Below are 14,888 nucleotides of genomic sequence, written 5' to 3' on the forward strand. Positions count from 1 at the left end.
CAGTCTGGCTCATCGAAGCCGTTTCAGGAGGGAGGAGTCCATCTCATTGACCTACAGGGTCGGGTGTCAGCGGGTGGGGAAGCCGGCGTCCTCGATCGCTGCGCGGATGTCGCCTTCGGATACCAGCGTGCCGTGCTCGATCTCGGCGTGGCCGGTTTCGAGGGACACCTCCACGTAGCCGATGTGGGGCAGATCCTGGATGGCGTTCATCACGGTGCGCAGGCATTCGTCCGACTGCATGCCGGAAATGGTGAGGGTGGTGGTGGGCATGGCGGGGCTCCGGGGGTGGATGTGCGCTCAGTGGGCGCGGGGTTCGATGGGGAAGAGGCGGTCGTAGGCCACGTTGAAGACGAAGGCGTAGGCGGTGTAGGCGGCGGCGAGGCCCAGGTCGGCCACCAGCGCCTCGATCCAGCCCATGGTGGTCCACCAGACGATCACCGGCAGGGTCATGAGCAGCAGCCCGCCTTCGAAGCCGGCCGCGTGGAGGATGCGCAGCGGCCACGGGCGGCGGTCTGCGGTGCGGCCGGTGAGGCGGCCTTCGATCCAGTCGTAGCTGCTGTTGTAGGCGCCGTTCCACACGGCAGCCATCAGCGCCAGCACGGCGAGCAGGGCGAGGGATTCCTTCGGCGGCACGCCGGACAGCCACACGAAGGGCGGCGTGATGAGCAGCAGCCCGCCCACTTCAAACAGGGCGATCTGGCGGAGGCGGTCGGGCAGGCTGCGCAGGGCGGGCGCGGTGGCGGACATGGGGCGGGGCTGGTTACAAACTGAGAGGGTTGCGGAGTTTAACGCGCCGGGCGAGACCGGCTAAACTGCCGGGCCGCCCGATCTCGATCCGACACCATGCCCGCTGCCGTGTTCCCGACCGAACCGCTCGAACTGCGCTCCCTCGTCTGCCACCCGGCGCTGCCGGACGGCGCGGTGAGCGGCATCGCCGTGACGCTGGCCGCCGGCCCGGACGGGCTGGTCATCCGCTACCGCCTCGACGGCGACCTCGCCGCGCTGCGCGTGCCCGACCCGGCCACGCCGCTGCCGCCCGAGCGCCTGTGGGCCCACACCTGCTTCGAGCTGTTCGTCGCTCAGGCGGGCGTGGCGGGCTACCGGGAGTTCAATTTCTCGCCCAATGGCCAGTGGATGCGCTTCGACTTTGCGGATTACCGCCAGCGCATTGCGTCGCCGGCCAGCCCCGCGCCGCGCATCGAAACCCGCCGGGATGCCGCCGGGCTGGAACTGGACGTCACCCTGGGCGTCGAACAGTTTCCGCCGGGCGATCTCGTCATCGGCCTCACCGCCGTCGTCGAACACGCCGATGGCAGCCACGCTTACTGGGCCCTGCGCCATCCCGCCGCCCAGCCCGATTTCCACCATCGCGACGGCTTTGCCCTCGCCCTGAAAGCTGTGAACCCATGATCCAATTCGGCCTCGACCGTCTGCTCGCCGACCCCGCCCTGCGCAAGCCGCTGGCCGGCAAGCGCGTGGCGCTGCTCGCCCACCCGGCCTCCGTCACCCGCGACCTGACCCACGCCCTCGATGCCCTGATGGCCCTCCAGGATCTGCACATCACCGCCGCCTTCGGCCCCCAGCACGGCCTGCGTGGTGACAAGCAGGACAACATGGTCGAGTCGCCCGACTACTTCGATCCCCAGCACGGCATTCCGGTGTTCAGCCTGTACGGCGAGGTGCGCCGCCCGACGGCCACCATGCTCGACCGCTTCGACGTGCTGCTGGTGGATCTGCAGGACCTCGGCTGCCGCATCTACACCTTCATCACCACCCTGCGCTACGTGCTGGAGGCCGCTGCGAAGCACAAGAAGGCGGTGTGGGTGCTTGACCGCCCGAACCCCGCCGGCCGCCCGATTGAAGGCACGCTGCTCCAGCCCGGCTGGGAGAGCTTCGTGGGCGCCGGCCCGCTGCCGATGCGCCACGGCATGACGATGGGCGAGCTGGCGAAGTGGTTCATCGCCACCCTCAAGCTGGATGTGGAATGCGAGGTGATCGCGATGCAGGGCTGGGAGCCCGAGGCCGCGCCGGGCTACGGCTGGCCGCTGGCGGAGCGCAGCTGGATCAACCCCAGCCCCAACGCGCCCAACCTGTCGATGGCCCGCGCCTACGCCGGCACGGTGATGCTGGAAGGCACGACGCTCTCGGAAGGCCGTGGCACCACCCGGCCGCTGGAGCTCTTCGGCGCGCCCGATCTCGACGCCCGCCAGATCATCGCCCACATGGAAACCATCGCACCCAAGTGGCTGGCCGGCTGCAAGCTGCGCGAATGCTGGTTCGAGCCCACCTTCCACAAGCACGCCGGCAAGCTGTGCAACGGCGTGCAGATCCACGTGGAAGATCCGCTCCACTACAACCACCAGGCCTTCCGCCCGTGGCGCTTGCAGGCCCTGGCCTTCAAGGCGATCCGCCACCTGCGCCGGGATTACCCCCTGTGGCGCGATTTTCCCTACGAATACGAGCACGACCGGCTGGCGATCGACCTCATCAACGGCTCGGAGATCCTGCGCGAGTGGGTGGATGACCGCAACTCGCGCCCCGGCGATCTCGACGCCCTGGCCCAGGCCGACGAGCGCGAATGGGACGAAACCCGGCGGCCCTTCCTGCTCTACTGAGCGCGGCTGGCCGCAATGAAAAAGGGCGCCCTGGTGGCGCCCTTGTTACATCGGCTGGCAGCGGGGTCAGCCGATGGCCTTGAGGGTGACGCTGGCGTCCACCTTGCCGATGATCTTCTGCAGGCCACGACGGGTGGCGGTGTTGAGCACCAGCGGGGCCATCACGTTGGCGCGCACCGGCGAGGCGCCTTCGCCGCGGCTGACGATCAGCAGCACGCTGGCGTCGTCGGCGCTGCCCAGCTGAAGGGCGGCGACCTCGTCATCGCCGAGGGTGAATTCGTAGTTGAGGCCGAGGATGTCCGGCGTGGTGACGGTGAAGGCGACCTGGGGATCGTCCAGGCACTGGAGCACGAACAGCTTGGGCGCATCGGTGTCGGCGGTATGCACCAGGGTGAACTGGCGGCAGTTCTCGAAGCCCGGCAGGCCGGCCGGAAAGTCGATGACGCGGTCGGCCGAGACTTCCATTTCGCCGACGACAGGACTGGTGATTTTCATGGTTGTTCCCCCTTTGGTGTGAGCGCGGACGGGCACGGATGTCCGCGCCTTCGGATGCGTACTTTCATCATAGGCGGGGCGGGGGGAATCAACCCCGGGAGAAGAGGGGTTTTTTGACGGCTTTCCCGCGCTTGGCGGCCCGGCCGGGGGATGAAAAAAGGGACGTCCGAGGACGTCCCTTGATCTGGCTTGCAGCTACCGCCGCGACTTAGCGGTCGCGGTTGAAGGTGCGGCCGGCACGCGGCTTGCCGCCGTCGCCGCTGCGGCCACCGCCAAAGCCGCTGCCGGCGTTGTGGTGGGTCGAGCTGCGCTTGGCAACATGGGGGAACTCGGTGCGATGTTCCGGGTGACGCGGACGGTCGGCGAATTCGGTGCGACGGTTGTCGCCGAAATCACGGGTGCCTTCGCTGCGGCCGGCCCACGGGCTGGCCGGGCGGCTGTCGCCACGGGTGTCGTCACGACGCTCGTTGCGGTCGAAACGGCCACCGCCGAAACCGCCGGCGGGCTTGTCGCCGAAGCGGGCGCCACCGTGGCCGGCGGACGGACGCTTGTCGCCGAAGCGCGGTGCGTTGCCGAAGCTGCGGCCGCCTTCGCGACGGGGGCCGCCGGGGCGGCGGTCGTCGGCGGGCATGGTGCTGCGCGGCTCGAGGCCCGGCAGGGTGTGCACTGCCAGGGGCTGGCGGGTGTAGCGTTCGATGGCGCGCAGCAGGCGCACGTCACGGCGCTCGGCCAGGCTGATGGCGATGCCGCTGGAGCCGCCACGGCCGGTGCGGCCGATGCGGTGGACGTAATCGGCGGCAACCTTGGGCAGGTCGTAGTTGATCACGTGGCTGATGGTGCGCACGTCGATGCCGCGGGCGGCAACGTCGGTGGCGATCAGCACGCGCAGGTGACCGCGACGGAGTTGATCCAGGGTGCGGGTGCGCATGCGCTGGTTCATGTCGCCGTGCAGGGCGGCAACCGAGTGACCCATGGACTCGAGGTTGAGGGTCAGGGCGTCGGCGTCACGCTTGGTGGCGGTGAACACGATGGCCTGATCCACGCCGACATCGCGCAGCAGGCCGTCGAGCAGGCGGTTCTTGTGGCCGATGTCGTCGGCAACCATCAGGCGCTGTTCGATGTTCTCGTGGCGGGTCTGGGCGGAATCGATCTCGATGCGCTCAGGATCTTTCAGCAGGCGCTGCATCATGCGGGCGACCTGGCCGTCGAGGGTGGCCGAGAAGAACAGAGTCTGGCGGCTGGCGGGCAGCTTAGCGCAGATGGCCTCGATGTCGTCCACGAAGCCCATGTCGAGCATGCGGTCGGCTTCGTCGAGGATCAGGATCTCGAGGCGGGCGAAGTCGATACGGCCGCTGTTCATCTGGTCCATCAGGCGGCCGGGGGTGGCCACGAGGATTTCATAGGGGCTGGACAGCAGCTTGTTCTGCACCGGGTAGGGCATGCCGCCGACGACGCTGACGGCCTTGGCGTAGCGCAGGTTCTTGCCGTAGCGCTTGGTGGCTTCGGTGACCTGCACGGCCAGTTCGCGGGTCGGGGTGAGCACCAGCACGCGGGGGCCGCGGGCCTTGATGGTCGGCTCGGTGGTCAGACGCTCGAGGGAGGGCAGCATGAAGGCGGCCGTCTTGCCGGAGCCGGTCTGGCTGGAGACGACGAGATCCTTGCCGGCGAGAGCGGCAGGGATGGCGGCTTGCTGAACGGAGGTGGGGTCGGTATAGCCGGCTTCGTTGACGGCTTTGACAATGTTCTCGGACAGGCCGAGGCTGGCGAAATCCATGTTCGCTTCCTTTATCTTTGTACTGCGGATGCGGTGCCCGCGAAGAAAAAACGGCAACGCGTCGCGGCGCAGGATGTGCGCGCAACAATAAGGCTGCCTGACTGGCATATCGGCACTAACCGATCAGGACAACCTCTCGTCGAATACGGGAGATATAGAAGGTCAGGGACGATGTGACTCGGTGCGAACCGCTTTGCACCGGACCGAGCACTATAGCGATAATGTCAAGGCGACACAAGGAAAATGTTGCGACGCAAAAAAATCAACCGGCCCGAGGCGGCGCTGCTGCGCGGCAGCCTGTTGTCGGATACGTTACTTTGTGTGTCGAAAAGGGCGCGGGTGGCGGGCTTCCTCGCGCCGGGGCGGCGCCCCGATTATTGTTGACCCCTCATCCAAAAAGGAACATCGATGCGTTTCGACAACAGCCGGGAGAGCAGCAACGTCGAGGACCGGCGCGGCGGAGGTGGCGGTGGAATGCCCATCGGCGGGCGGGGGATCGGCCTGGGCACGATCGTGCTGGCGCTGGTGGCGATGTATTTCGGGGTCGATCCGAGCGTCGTGCTGAACCAGGCGGTGCAGGCGCCGGCGCCCAGCGCGTCGCGCCCCGCGGGGCCGCCGGCCAATGATGCGGAGACGGTGTTCATCCGCCACGTGCTGGCCGAGACCGAAGATACCTGGACCCAGCTTTTCCGCGCCGGCGGCAAGGAATACGTCGAGCCGACGCTGGTGCTGTTCACGGGCGCCACCCGCACCGCCTGCGGGGTGGGCCAGGCGGCGATGGGGCCGTTCTATTGCCCGGCCGACCGCAAGGTGTATATCGACCTGGCCTTCTACCAGGAACTGAAGACCCGCTTCAAGGCGCCGGGCGACTTCGCCCAGGCCTACGTGATCGCCCATGAGGTGGGCCACCACGTGCAGAACCTGCTGGGGATTTCGGAGAAGGTGCAGGCCGCGCGGGAGCGCGCCAGCGAGCGCGAAGCCAATGCGCTGTCGGTGCGGCTCGAGCTGCAGGCCGACTGCCTGGCCGGGGTGTGGGCGAAGAACGCCGACGCGGCCCGGGGCATCCTCGAGGCGGGCGATGTGGACGAGGCGCTGCGCGCCGCCACGGCGATCGGCGATGACAGCCTGCAGAAGCAGGCTCAGGGCTATGCGGTGCCCGACAGCTTCACCCACGGCTCGGCGGAGCAGCGGGTGCGGTGGTTCCGGCGTGGGATGGAATCGGGCCAGCTGAACGCCTGCAACACCTTCCAGGCGCGTTCGCTGTAGCGGCGCGTGAGCCAGACCGCCGGCGGATACCTCAGGTGTCTGCCGGCGGTTTGCCGTTTACGGCGTCGCGAAGGGCGGCTTCGAGCCCGTGCTGGGTGGTCTGGATGAGCCCGGCGAGGTCGATGGCGAGGGCGGGGTCGTCGTCCATCAGCGCCCGCTGCAGGGCGGCGGCATCGCGGCCGAGGTTCTGGTTGAGGGGGGCGAGGGCGCGGGTGAGCGCAGTCAGGCGCGCGTCGGTCTCGCGGCGGGCGAGGCGCTCGCGGGTCAGCCCGAACCCCAGGAGGAGGCAGCCGGCCGTAAGGGCGAGGCCGAGCCACAGGTGCAGCGGCTGGATGGTGGTGATCGGCGTGCTCGGCTGGCCGGGGTTGTACACCGTGTCAAGCCAGCGGTTCTTGGCGGTGGCGATGTCGGTGGGCGTGACCGACTCGAGCGCCCGGCGCAGGATGGCGGCGAGCTCGGGGGCGTCTTTGGTGACGCCGAAGTAGAGCTCGCTGTCGCCGTCGGGCACGTGGCCGGCGATGTAGAGGGTGCCGAGAAAGCGCGACTGGATGAGCCGATTGACCGCGTGGAGGTTGCCGATGGCCACGTCGGCCGAGCCGGCGGCCACCAGGCTGAGGGCTTCCTCCTGGGTGGTCACCTCGATCAGCTGGATGCTGGGGTAGGCGCTGCGGATGCGGTTGATCAGGAAGTGATCTTTCAGGAGGGCCAGCTTGCGCCCGGTGAAGCTGGCCAGATCCCACACCTGCTGGAAGTTGCTGCGGGTGACGATGGCGGTGGGGGACGACAGATAGGGGCCGATGAAGTGCAGGTGCTCGCGGCGTTCGGGGGTGTTGGCGACGGCCACCAGCACGTCCATGTCGCCGCCGAAAGCCTTCTTGAGCACCGATGACCACGGGCCGGCGGTCTCGTTGACGGTGAGTCCGGCCTTGTCGCGCAGGAGCCGGAACAGCTCGATGGAGTAGCCCTCGGCTTGGTGATGGCGGTTGGTGTAGCTGAGGGGGTAGAAGGCCTGGTCGTAGCCCATCCGCACCGGCCCGTGGCCGAGCAGCCAGGCCTGTTCGGCTGCGGTGAGCTGGAAGGACACGCCGGGAATGCCGTCGCCCGGGGGCAGGTAGCGGCGCACCAGGGCCTTGCCCTCGTCCTCGCTGATGAAGCGCATCGCCTTTTGCAGGATGCCCATCAGCGTCGGCTGGGTGTTGCTCACCGCGACGGCCAGCGCCGAGAGGTCGGCGTCGAAGCGCTGGCGCACCTGCAGGTTGGCCAGCCCGAGCTGCTCGATGTAGAAATGGGCGACCGCCAGCATGCCCACGTAGGCGTCGGCGTCGCCATTGGAGACGGCGCGCAGGGCGTCGGCGGAGGTGGCGGTTTCGACGAAGATGGCCTTGGGGCGGCTGCGCGTCAGGACGTCGAGGGATGCATGCCCTTTTTCGATGGCGATCCGGATGCCTTCCAGGTTGCCCGGCAGGGCAACCGCGCCGTTGCCGCTGCGGGTGACGATGATGGGCGGGGAGTGCAGGTAGCCACCGGTGAACAGGAACTTGCGCCGACGCGATTCGGTGGGGGTGAGGGTGGGGATGATATCCACCTTGCCGTGCTCCAGGGCCTGCAGCGCGCTGGGGAAGTCGTCGTAACGGGTGAACGTGAAGCGCAGCCCGGTGCGCCGGCTGAGGAGCTCGAGGTAGTCGGCGCTGGGGCCGGTGTAGCGCTTGTCGCGCCATGAATAGAAGGGTTGGTGGTCGGGCCCGTTGCCGACCCGCAGTTCGGGGTGGGCGTCCAGCCACATGAGCTCGGCCTGACTGAGGCTGGCCCGGAAACGCGTCACCGGATCGCCGTCCCAGTCGGTTTCGTTGCGGGCGGCGCTGGCCACCGATGCGGCGAGATATCCGGCAATGGCCAGACAGAGCAGCAGCAGGCGAACGAGGCGTGCAGCCAGGGCCTGGCTGGAGTGATTCATGGCTTCAATCTGATTGGATGGCGCGGGAATGCGAATGGTATTCGTTTTCCCGCGCCGTGGGGGTGCCGGGACGGTTATCTGTCCCTTCGGGGCGATCAGCCCGCGAGTTTGGCGAAGGCGTCCACCACTTCCGGCGGCGCCTGGACCAGCTCGATCAGCACGCCTTCACCGCCGATGGGGAACTCCTCGTTGCCCTTGGGGTGCAGGAAGGTGATGTCGAAACCGGCCGCGCCCTTGCGGATGCCACCCGGCGCAAAGCGCACGCCGTTGGCGCTGAGCCACTCGACGGCCTTCGGCAGGTCGTCCACCCACAGGCCCACGTGGTTGAGCGGGGTGGTGTGCACGGCGGGCTTCTTCTCGGGGTCGAGGGGTTGCATCAGGTCGACCTCGACCTTGAACGGGCCCTTGCCCATGGCGGTGATGTCCTCGTCCACGTTCTCGCGCTCCGACTTGAAGTTGCCGGTGATCTCGAGACCGAACATGTCCACCCACAGGGTGCGCAGGCGATCCTTGGACGGGCCGCCGATGGCGATCTGCTGGACGCCGAGAATCTTGAAAGGTCTGGTCATGGTTGTTCTCCCTCGTTTATTTAGTCAGAACCGGAAATTGTACGAGCGGGGGGCGGGGCGAGGAAGGGGCGCGGCGCCGATGGCGGGGTCGCACCGCCCGGGGTGTTTCGATGGGTAGCCGGCTTGCCTTTGTTTTCGGGTGGTGACGACATTCGGGTATCTCTTAAGCATTGCTTAAGTTTTGTGCGGGATAATCAAAGGCTGTCCGGCCCAGCCTGTCGTGCAGCTCTCGGCGGGCATGCGGGGCGCCGTCATCACCCACTGGAGCGTCCCATGAAATTCGAATTCAAGCCCGGCCTTGCGCTGCTTGCCTGCCTGCTTGCCCCGCTGTCGGCAGCCAATGCTGCCACCGGTGGCGAGCCCATCCAGCCGATCGCCCCCGCCCGCGTCGCCAGCCCGGCCACGGCCGAGTTGGGCAAGATGCTGTTCTTCGATCCGCGCCTGTCGAAGTCCGGCTTCATCTCGTGCAACTCGTGCCACAACCTGTCGATGGGCGGCAGCGACAACCTCAAGTCGTCCATCGGCCACGGCTGGCAGAAGGGCCCGATCAACGCGCCGACGGTGCTCAACTCGCGCTTCAACCTGGCTCAGTTCTGGGATGGCCGTGCGGCTGACCTGAAGGCCCAGGCTGGCGGCCCGATCGCCAACCCGGGCGAGATGGCCTACAGCCATGACCTGGCGGTGAGCACCCTGAAGACCATCCCCGGCTATCGCGGCGCCTTCAAGAAGGCCTTTGGCAGCGACGAGGTGACCATCGACCGCGTGACCCAGGCCATCGCCACCTTTGAAGAAACCCTGGTGACGCCGGATTCGCGCTTCGACAAGTGGCTGAAGGGTGACAAGAAGGCGCTGACCGCCGACGAACTGGCCGGCTACAAGCTGTTCAAGGACAGCGGCTGCGTGGCGTGCCACAACGGCCCGGCGGTGGGTGGCAATTCGTACCAGAAGATGGGCGTGGTGGAGCCGTACAAGGCCAGCAGCCCGGCCGAGGGCCGCGTGGCGGTGACCGGCCAGGACGCCGACCGCTTCAACTTCAAGGTGCCCACGCTGCGCAACGTGGAGCTCACCTATCCGTACTTCCACGACGGCGCCGCCAACACCCTGCCGGAAGCGGTGGACACCATGGGTCGGGTTCAGCTGGGCCGCAAGTTCAGTGCCGAGGAGAACGCCCGCATCGTGGCCTTCCTGAAGACGCTGACCGGCAAGCAGCCGCAGTTTGCGATGCCGATCCTGCCGCCGTCGGCCGATGCCACGCCGCGGCCCAAGCCCTTCGACTGAGGCTGTTTTCGCGTCGATCCCGAACCCGCTTCCGCCCTCAGGCGGGGCGGGTTTTTTGTTGGCGAATCAGCCCAGCCACTCGACGCTGGCGCACAGCAGGTAGCCGGCGCCGTAGACCGTCTTGATGATCTTCGGGTCTTGCGGGTCGTCCTCGAGCTTGCGGCGCAGGCGGGAGATGCGCACGTCGATGCTGCGGTCGAAGGGGTCGAGCTCGCGTTCGCCGATGAGCTGCTCGCGGGTGAGGATCTTGTTGGGGCGCTTGAGGAGCGTCTGGAGCAGGGCGGCTTCGGCGGCGGAGAGGCTCACCTCGCGGCCGTCTTCGTGGGTGAGGCTGAGACGGCCGATGTCGAAATGCCAGCCGGCGAAGCGCACGGCGCTGTGGCCGGCGGGTTCGCTGGCGGGGGCCTTCTGGTAGCGGCGCAGGATGGAGCGCACCCGGGCGACGAGTTCGCGGGGCTCGAAGGGCTTGACCAGGTAGTCGTCGGCGCCGAGCTCGAGGCCCAGCACCCGGTCGGTGAGGCCGTCACGGCCGGTGAGGATGAGCGCCGCGCAGGGGTGGTTCTCCTGCAGTTCGCGCAGCACCTGCAGGCCGTCCATGTCGGGCAGGCCCAGGTCGAGGATGGCGAGTTCGGGCTGCTCCCGGCGGGCGCGGGAGAGTAGGGCCCGGCCGGTGCCGAAGGTTTCGCTGCGGAAGCCGTATTCGGCGAGGGTGCCGGCGATCAGCCGGGCGATGTCGGCTTCATCCTCGACGACGAAGATGAGTGGCGTGTCCTTGTCGGGCGTGGTCATGGGGCGGTGGGCTCCGAGGGGGCGAAGGGCGCCACGGCGCTGCGGATGGCGGCGGCGAGGGCGGCCCGGTCGAAGGGTTTGCGCAGGGTCGGGATGTAGGGCGTGCCCGGCGGTGCGTCGCCGGTGGCGTAGCCGGTGATCAGCAGTATCGGCAGTGTAGGCCGAAGGCTGCGGGCGGCGGCGGCCAATTCGCGGCCGCCCATGGCGGGCATCACGGTGTCGGAGACGAGGAGGGCGATGTCCTCGACCGCCTCCAGCATGGCTCGGGCCTCGAAGCCGTTGGCGGCCTCGATCACCGGAAAACCGAGCTCGGTGAGCTGCTGGCGGATCACCTTGCGCACCTCGGGCTCGTCCTCGACCAGCAGCACGAGGCGGCTTTCGGCGGCGAGGTCGATGGTTTCGGGCGGCGGCGCGGCGGGCCTGGCGGCGGGGGCTGCGGTCATCGGCACGATGAAGCGCACGTTGGTGCCCTTGCCCGGGGTGCTGAGGATGCGGATGTTGCCGCCGGACTGGCGGATGAAGCCATACACCATCGCCAGCCCGAGCCCGCTGCCGGTGCCGAAGGCCTTGGTGGTGAAGAAGGGCTCGAAGAGCCGTGGCAGGAGCTCGGGCGGGATGCCGGTGCCGGTGTCGGAGACATCGAACTGCACGTATTCGCCGGCGGGCACCTCGACCAGCAGGGCGAGGCTGGCCGACACGTGCCGGCGGGCCACCGCGATGCGCAGCTCGCCGCCTTCGGGCATGGCGTCGCGGGCGTTGATGGCGAGGTTGAGGAGGGCGTTTTCGAGCTGGTGCGGGTCCACCAGCGCGTAGAGCTTTTCGGTGGGGAGCTCCAGGTGGATCGCGATGCGCTCGGTGAGGGAGCGCGACAGGAGCTGGGTCATGCCGTGCACCAGGGCGCCGACTTCCACCGGGCTGGGCTCCAGCGGCTGCTGGCGGGAGAAGGTGAGCAGGCGGCGGATCAGCTCGGTGCCGCGGCGGGCGGCGGAGAGCGCCGGGGCGAGGTAGTCCTCGTAGCCCCGGTGGGCTGGGAGCTTGTCCTGCAGGGTGGCGAGGTTGCCGGTGATGATGGTGAGCAGGTTGTTGAAATCATGGGCGAGGCCGCCGGTGAGCTGGCCGACGGCTTCCATCTTCTGGGCCTGGATCAGCGCGGCCTGACTGGCCTTCTGCTCGGTGATGTCGATGGAGAGCACGAAGTAGCCCTGCACGCCGCCGGCCACCGAGGCTTCCGGCACCACCGCGCTGCGGGCATACACCTGCTTGCCGGCGGCGTTGGTGCGGGAGTATTCGTAGCTGACCTGCTCGCCGGTGGCGGCCTGGTCGAGGTAGGGCTTGATCTGGGCGTAGGCCTCGACGCCGAAGACTTCCTCGATGCTGCGCCCGACGATGGCGTCCCGGTTGAAGCCGAACCATTCGGTGTAGCCGCGATTGGCGAAGCGGTAGCGCTCGCCGGCATCCACATAGGCGATGAGGGCGGGGATGGCGTCCATGATCAGGCGCAGGCGCTCCTCGCTGCGCGACAGCTGGCCGGCCAGGGCGTCGAGGCGGGCGGTTGCGGCTTCGAGCTCGGCAGTGCGGGCGCGGACGCGGGTTTCGAGCTCGGCGTTCTGGCTCTCGATCAGGCGCTCGTAGCGGCGCTGTTCGGTGATGTCGGTCCACAGCGACACGAAACCCAGATTGGGGATGGGCACGCCGCGGATCGCCAGCACCTGACCGTTGGGGCGGGTGCGCTCGGCGTTGTGGGGCTGGAAGGCGCGCACCGAGGCCATGCGCTCGGCGATCAGGCGTTCCACGTCGCCGCTGCCGTATTCGCCCCGCTGGAAGTTGAAGCGCAGGAACTCCTCGAAGGGCGTGCCGACGCGCACCAGATCCTCGGGGAAATCCAGCAGGCGCAGCAGGGCCTTGTTCCAGGTGACGAGCTTGGGCGTGGCGTCGAACACCGCGATGGCCTGGTCGAGCAGGTCGAAGCCGGCGAGGAGGAGATCGTAGCGGCGCAGCTCTTCGGGGGAGCTGGGCTTGATGAACGGCGTGGCGATGCGGGCGATCATGCGGGCTGGCAGGCGATGAGTTTGAGGAAGGCGTCCTCGGGCATCGGGCGGGCGAACAGGTAGCCCTGGCCGTAGTCGCAGTGGGCGGCGATGAGGCAGTCGCGCTGGGCTTCGGTCTCGACGCCTTCGGCAACCACTTCCAGCCCGAGCTTGTGGGCCATGGCGATGATGGCCTCGGTGATGGCGAGGTCGCTCGGGTCGGTGGTGAGGTCGCGGATGAAGGAGCGGTCGATCTTGAGGGTGTGGATGTCCATCCGCTTGAGGTAGGCCATCGCCGAGTAACCGGTGCCGAAGTCGTCGAGGGAAATCTGGATGCCGGCCGCGGAGAGGCGGGCGAGCTGGGCGGTGACCGTGGGGCGCTCGTCGAGCAGCAGGCCTTCGGTGATCTCCAGCGCGATGCAGCTGCCGGGCAGGTGGCGGTGGTCGAGCTCGTCGAGCAGCACTTCGAGCGAGGTGCCGGTGGCGAACTGGCGGGGCGAGGCGTTGACGGTGATCTGCACCTCATCGGTCGCGCCCGCGGGCTGCATGTCGCGCCAGCGGGCGACGGTGGCCACCGCCTGACGGAACACCCAGGCGCCGATGGCGTCGATGAGGCCGAGCTCCTCGGCCACCGGGATGAACTCTGCCGGGGGCACCGGGCCGCGCTGGGGGTGGGTCCAGCGCAGCAGGGCTTCGGCCTTGTGGATGCTGCCGCTGCACAGGCTGGGGATGGGCTGGAAGTGCAGGCTGAGCTGGCGCTCGGCGAGGGCGGCGCGCAGGTCCTTGCCCAGTTGCACGCGCAGCATGGCGCGCTCCTGCATGGCGGGCGAGAAGTACGAGAAGCGGTTCCGCCCTTCTTCCTTGGCGTGGTACATGGCCTGGTCGGCCTGCTTGAGGATCGCGACGGGGTTGTCGGCGTCCTGGGGGAAGAGGGTGATGCCGATGCTGGCGGAGACGTAGGCCTGCTCGTTACCCAGCTGGAAGGGCTCGGTGAGGGCCAGGATGATGTCTTCGGCGATGCGCTCGATGGGCGCCCGCTCGGAGAGGCCGGGCAGCAGCACGGTGAATTCGTCGCCGCCCTGGCGGGCCACGGTGTCGGTGCCGCGCACGCAGCCCACCACGCGGCGGGCGGCTTCCATCAGCAGCTGGTCTCCCGCTTCGTGGCCGAGGGCGTCGTTCACTTCCTTGAAGCGGTCCAGGTCGATGAAGAGCACGGCCAGGCTGCCCTGGTCGCGCTGGGCGCGCTTGATCTGCTCGGCGAGGCGGTCGTTGAGGAGGCGCCGGTTGGGCAGGCCGGTGAGCGGGTCGTAGTTGGCCTGCATCCAGATCAGGGCTTCGGTCTGCTTGCGGTCGGTGATGTCGGTGATCACGCCCACGAGCCCGCCCACGCTGCCGTCGGAGCGCAGCCAGGTGGCCTTGTTGAAGATGACTTCCTTGCGCATGCCGTCGGTGGATTCGACCGACGCCTCGTAGGTCTGCACGCCGGGGTGGTCGAAGAGCCGCTGGTCGGCCTCGTGGTAGCGGGCGGCCAGCTCGGGCGGGGAAATGTCGAACACCGAGCGGCCGATGAGTTCGCCCCGCTGGCGGCCGATGTAGGTTTCGAAGGCCTTGTTGCAGCCCAGGTAGCGGGCCTGGTTGTCCTTGAAGAACACCGGGCTGGGGATGGCCTCGAGCAGCTGACCGATGAAGTGCAGCTGCTCGACGGTGGTCTGCTCGGCGGCCTTGCGGGCGGTGATGTCGAGCATCAGGCCGATGATCGCCGGGCGGCCTTCGAGCTGGGTGCGGTTGCCGAAGACCTCCATCTCCAGGGTGCGGCCGTCGCGGTGCTTGCCGCGGAAGGTGTAGTGGGCCGTGCTGGCTTCGCCGCGGATGCGCCGGGCCACGTTGGCGAGCACCCGCTCCCGGTCGTGGGGCGCGACGAACTGCTCGAGCGCCGGTTGGTTGCGGATGTCGTCCGGGGTGTAGCCGAACATCTCGGCAAAGCGCCGGTTGGCGTAGCGGAGCACGTGATCCTGGATGACGTAGACGCCGATAAGGTCGTTGCGCAGCAGGCCGAGCAGCAGCGACTCCGCTTCGCGGACGAGGGCGTCGGTCAGAGGGGGGGGAGGGGGCATGATGTGG

General features: G+C 68.3%; 14 protein-coding genes. 5 read left to right on the plus strand and 9 right to left on the minus strand.

Annotated features, from left to right (window positions below; all coding sequences use genetic code 11):
* Positions 1-66 precede the first annotated feature (66 nt).
* Both Q0672_RS19210 and Q0672_RS19215 read right to left on the minus strand, forming a co-directional pair.
* A complete protein-coding gene (locus Q0672_RS19210; RefSeq protein WP_153160540.1) occupies positions 67-270 on the minus strand; it encodes a heavy-metal-associated domain-containing protein in 204 nt (67 codons plus the stop codon).
* Positions 271-297: 27 nt separating this feature from the next.
* Complete coding sequence (locus Q0672_RS19215) at positions 298-747, minus strand: PACE efflux transporter (protein ID WP_298624815.1); 450 nt, start codon at positions 745-747, stop codon at positions 298-300.
* Between the two features lie 96 nt (positions 748-843).
* On the opposite strand from Q0672_RS19215, the gene Q0672_RS19220 reads away from it, so the two are divergent.
* Both Q0672_RS19220 and Q0672_RS19225 read left to right on the plus strand, forming a co-directional pair.
* A complete protein-coding gene (locus Q0672_RS19220; RefSeq protein WP_298624817.1) occupies positions 844-1,410 on the plus strand; it encodes a DOMON-like domain-containing protein in 567 nt (188 codons plus the stop codon).
* A complete protein-coding gene (locus Q0672_RS19225) occupies positions 1,407-2,615 on the plus strand; it encodes a DUF1343 domain-containing protein (RefSeq protein ID WP_298624819.1) in 1,209 nt (402 codons plus the stop codon). The genes Q0672_RS19220 and Q0672_RS19225 overlap by 4 nt, the downstream gene beginning before the upstream one ends.
* A gap of 66 nt (positions 2,616-2,681) precedes the next feature.
* Here Q0672_RS19225 and fliW read toward each other — a convergent pair whose 3' ends face one another.
* Complete coding sequence (fliW, locus tag Q0672_RS19230; RefSeq protein WP_153160536.1) at positions 2,682-3,110, minus strand: flagellar assembly protein FliW; 429 nt, start codon at positions 3,108-3,110, stop codon at positions 2,682-2,684.
* 208 nt (positions 3,111-3,318) lie between these two features.
* A complete protein-coding gene (locus tag Q0672_RS19235) occupies positions 3,319-4,884 on the minus strand; it encodes a DEAD/DEAH box helicase (protein ID WP_153160535.1) in 1,566 nt (521 codons plus the stop codon).
* A 243-nt stretch (positions 4,885-5,127) separates the two neighbouring features.
* On the opposite strand from Q0672_RS19235, the gene Q0672_RS19240 reads away from it, so the two are divergent.
* Positions 5,128-5,268, plus strand: coding sequence for a hypothetical protein (locus Q0672_RS19240; protein ID WP_298624822.1), 141 nt, complete (start codon positions 5,128-5,130; stop codon positions 5,266-5,268).
* A gap of 24 nt (positions 5,269-5,292) precedes the next feature.
* On the plus strand, positions 5,293-6,150 hold the full coding sequence (locus Q0672_RS19245) for a neutral zinc metallopeptidase (protein WP_153160534.1): 858 nt from the start codon (positions 5,293-5,295) through the stop codon (positions 6,148-6,150).
* 31 nt (positions 6,151-6,181) lie between these two features.
* On the opposite strand, the gene Q0672_RS19250 is transcribed toward Q0672_RS19245, so the two are convergent.
* Entirely contained in the window at positions 6,182-8,104 is a 1,923-nt protein-coding gene (locus Q0672_RS19250) for a transporter substrate-binding domain-containing protein (RefSeq protein ID WP_298624846.1), read from the minus strand.
* A 95-nt stretch (positions 8,105-8,199) separates the two neighbouring features.
* Positions 8,200-8,673, minus strand: coding sequence for a VOC family protein (locus Q0672_RS19255; RefSeq protein ID WP_153160532.1), 474 nt, complete (start codon positions 8,671-8,673; stop codon positions 8,200-8,202).
* Positions 8,674-8,946: 273 nt separating this feature from the next.
* On the opposite strand from Q0672_RS19255, the gene Q0672_RS19260 reads away from it, so the two are divergent.
* Positions 8,947-9,951, plus strand: a complete 1,005-nt coding sequence (locus Q0672_RS19260; RefSeq protein WP_298624849.1) for a cytochrome-c peroxidase — start codon at positions 8,947-8,949, stop codon at positions 9,949-9,951.
* A gap of 66 nt (positions 9,952-10,017) precedes the next feature.
* On the opposite strand, the gene Q0672_RS19265 is transcribed toward Q0672_RS19260, so the two are convergent.
* Genes Q0672_RS19265 through Q0672_RS19275 form a run of 3 tightly spaced genes read right to left on the minus strand, consistent with a single transcriptional unit; the run spans position 10,018 to position 14,881 of the window.
* Positions 10,018-10,740 (minus strand): response regulator transcription factor, encoded by a 723-nt coding sequence (locus Q0672_RS19265; protein ID WP_153160530.1) that lies wholly within the window; start codon positions 10,738-10,740, stop codon positions 10,018-10,020.
* Positions 10,737-12,788 (minus strand): PAS-domain containing protein, encoded by a 2,052-nt coding sequence (locus Q0672_RS19270; protein ID WP_298624852.1) that lies wholly within the window; start codon positions 12,786-12,788, stop codon positions 10,737-10,739. The genes Q0672_RS19265 and Q0672_RS19270 overlap by 4 nt, the downstream gene beginning before the upstream one ends.
* Positions 12,785-14,881: an EAL domain-containing protein gene (locus Q0672_RS19275; RefSeq protein ID WP_298624854.1), complete on the minus strand. Its 2,097-nt coding sequence runs from the start codon at positions 14,879-14,881 to the stop codon at positions 12,785-12,787. Before Q0672_RS19275 ends, Q0672_RS19270 begins: the two co-directional genes overlap by 4 nt.
* Positions 14,882-14,888 lie beyond the last annotated feature (7 nt).

The sequence above is a fragment of the uncultured Zoogloea sp. genome (assembly GCF_937894855.1).
Classification (GTDB): Bacteria; Pseudomonadota; Gammaproteobacteria; order Burkholderiales; family Rhodocyclaceae; genus Zoogloea; species Zoogloea oryzae.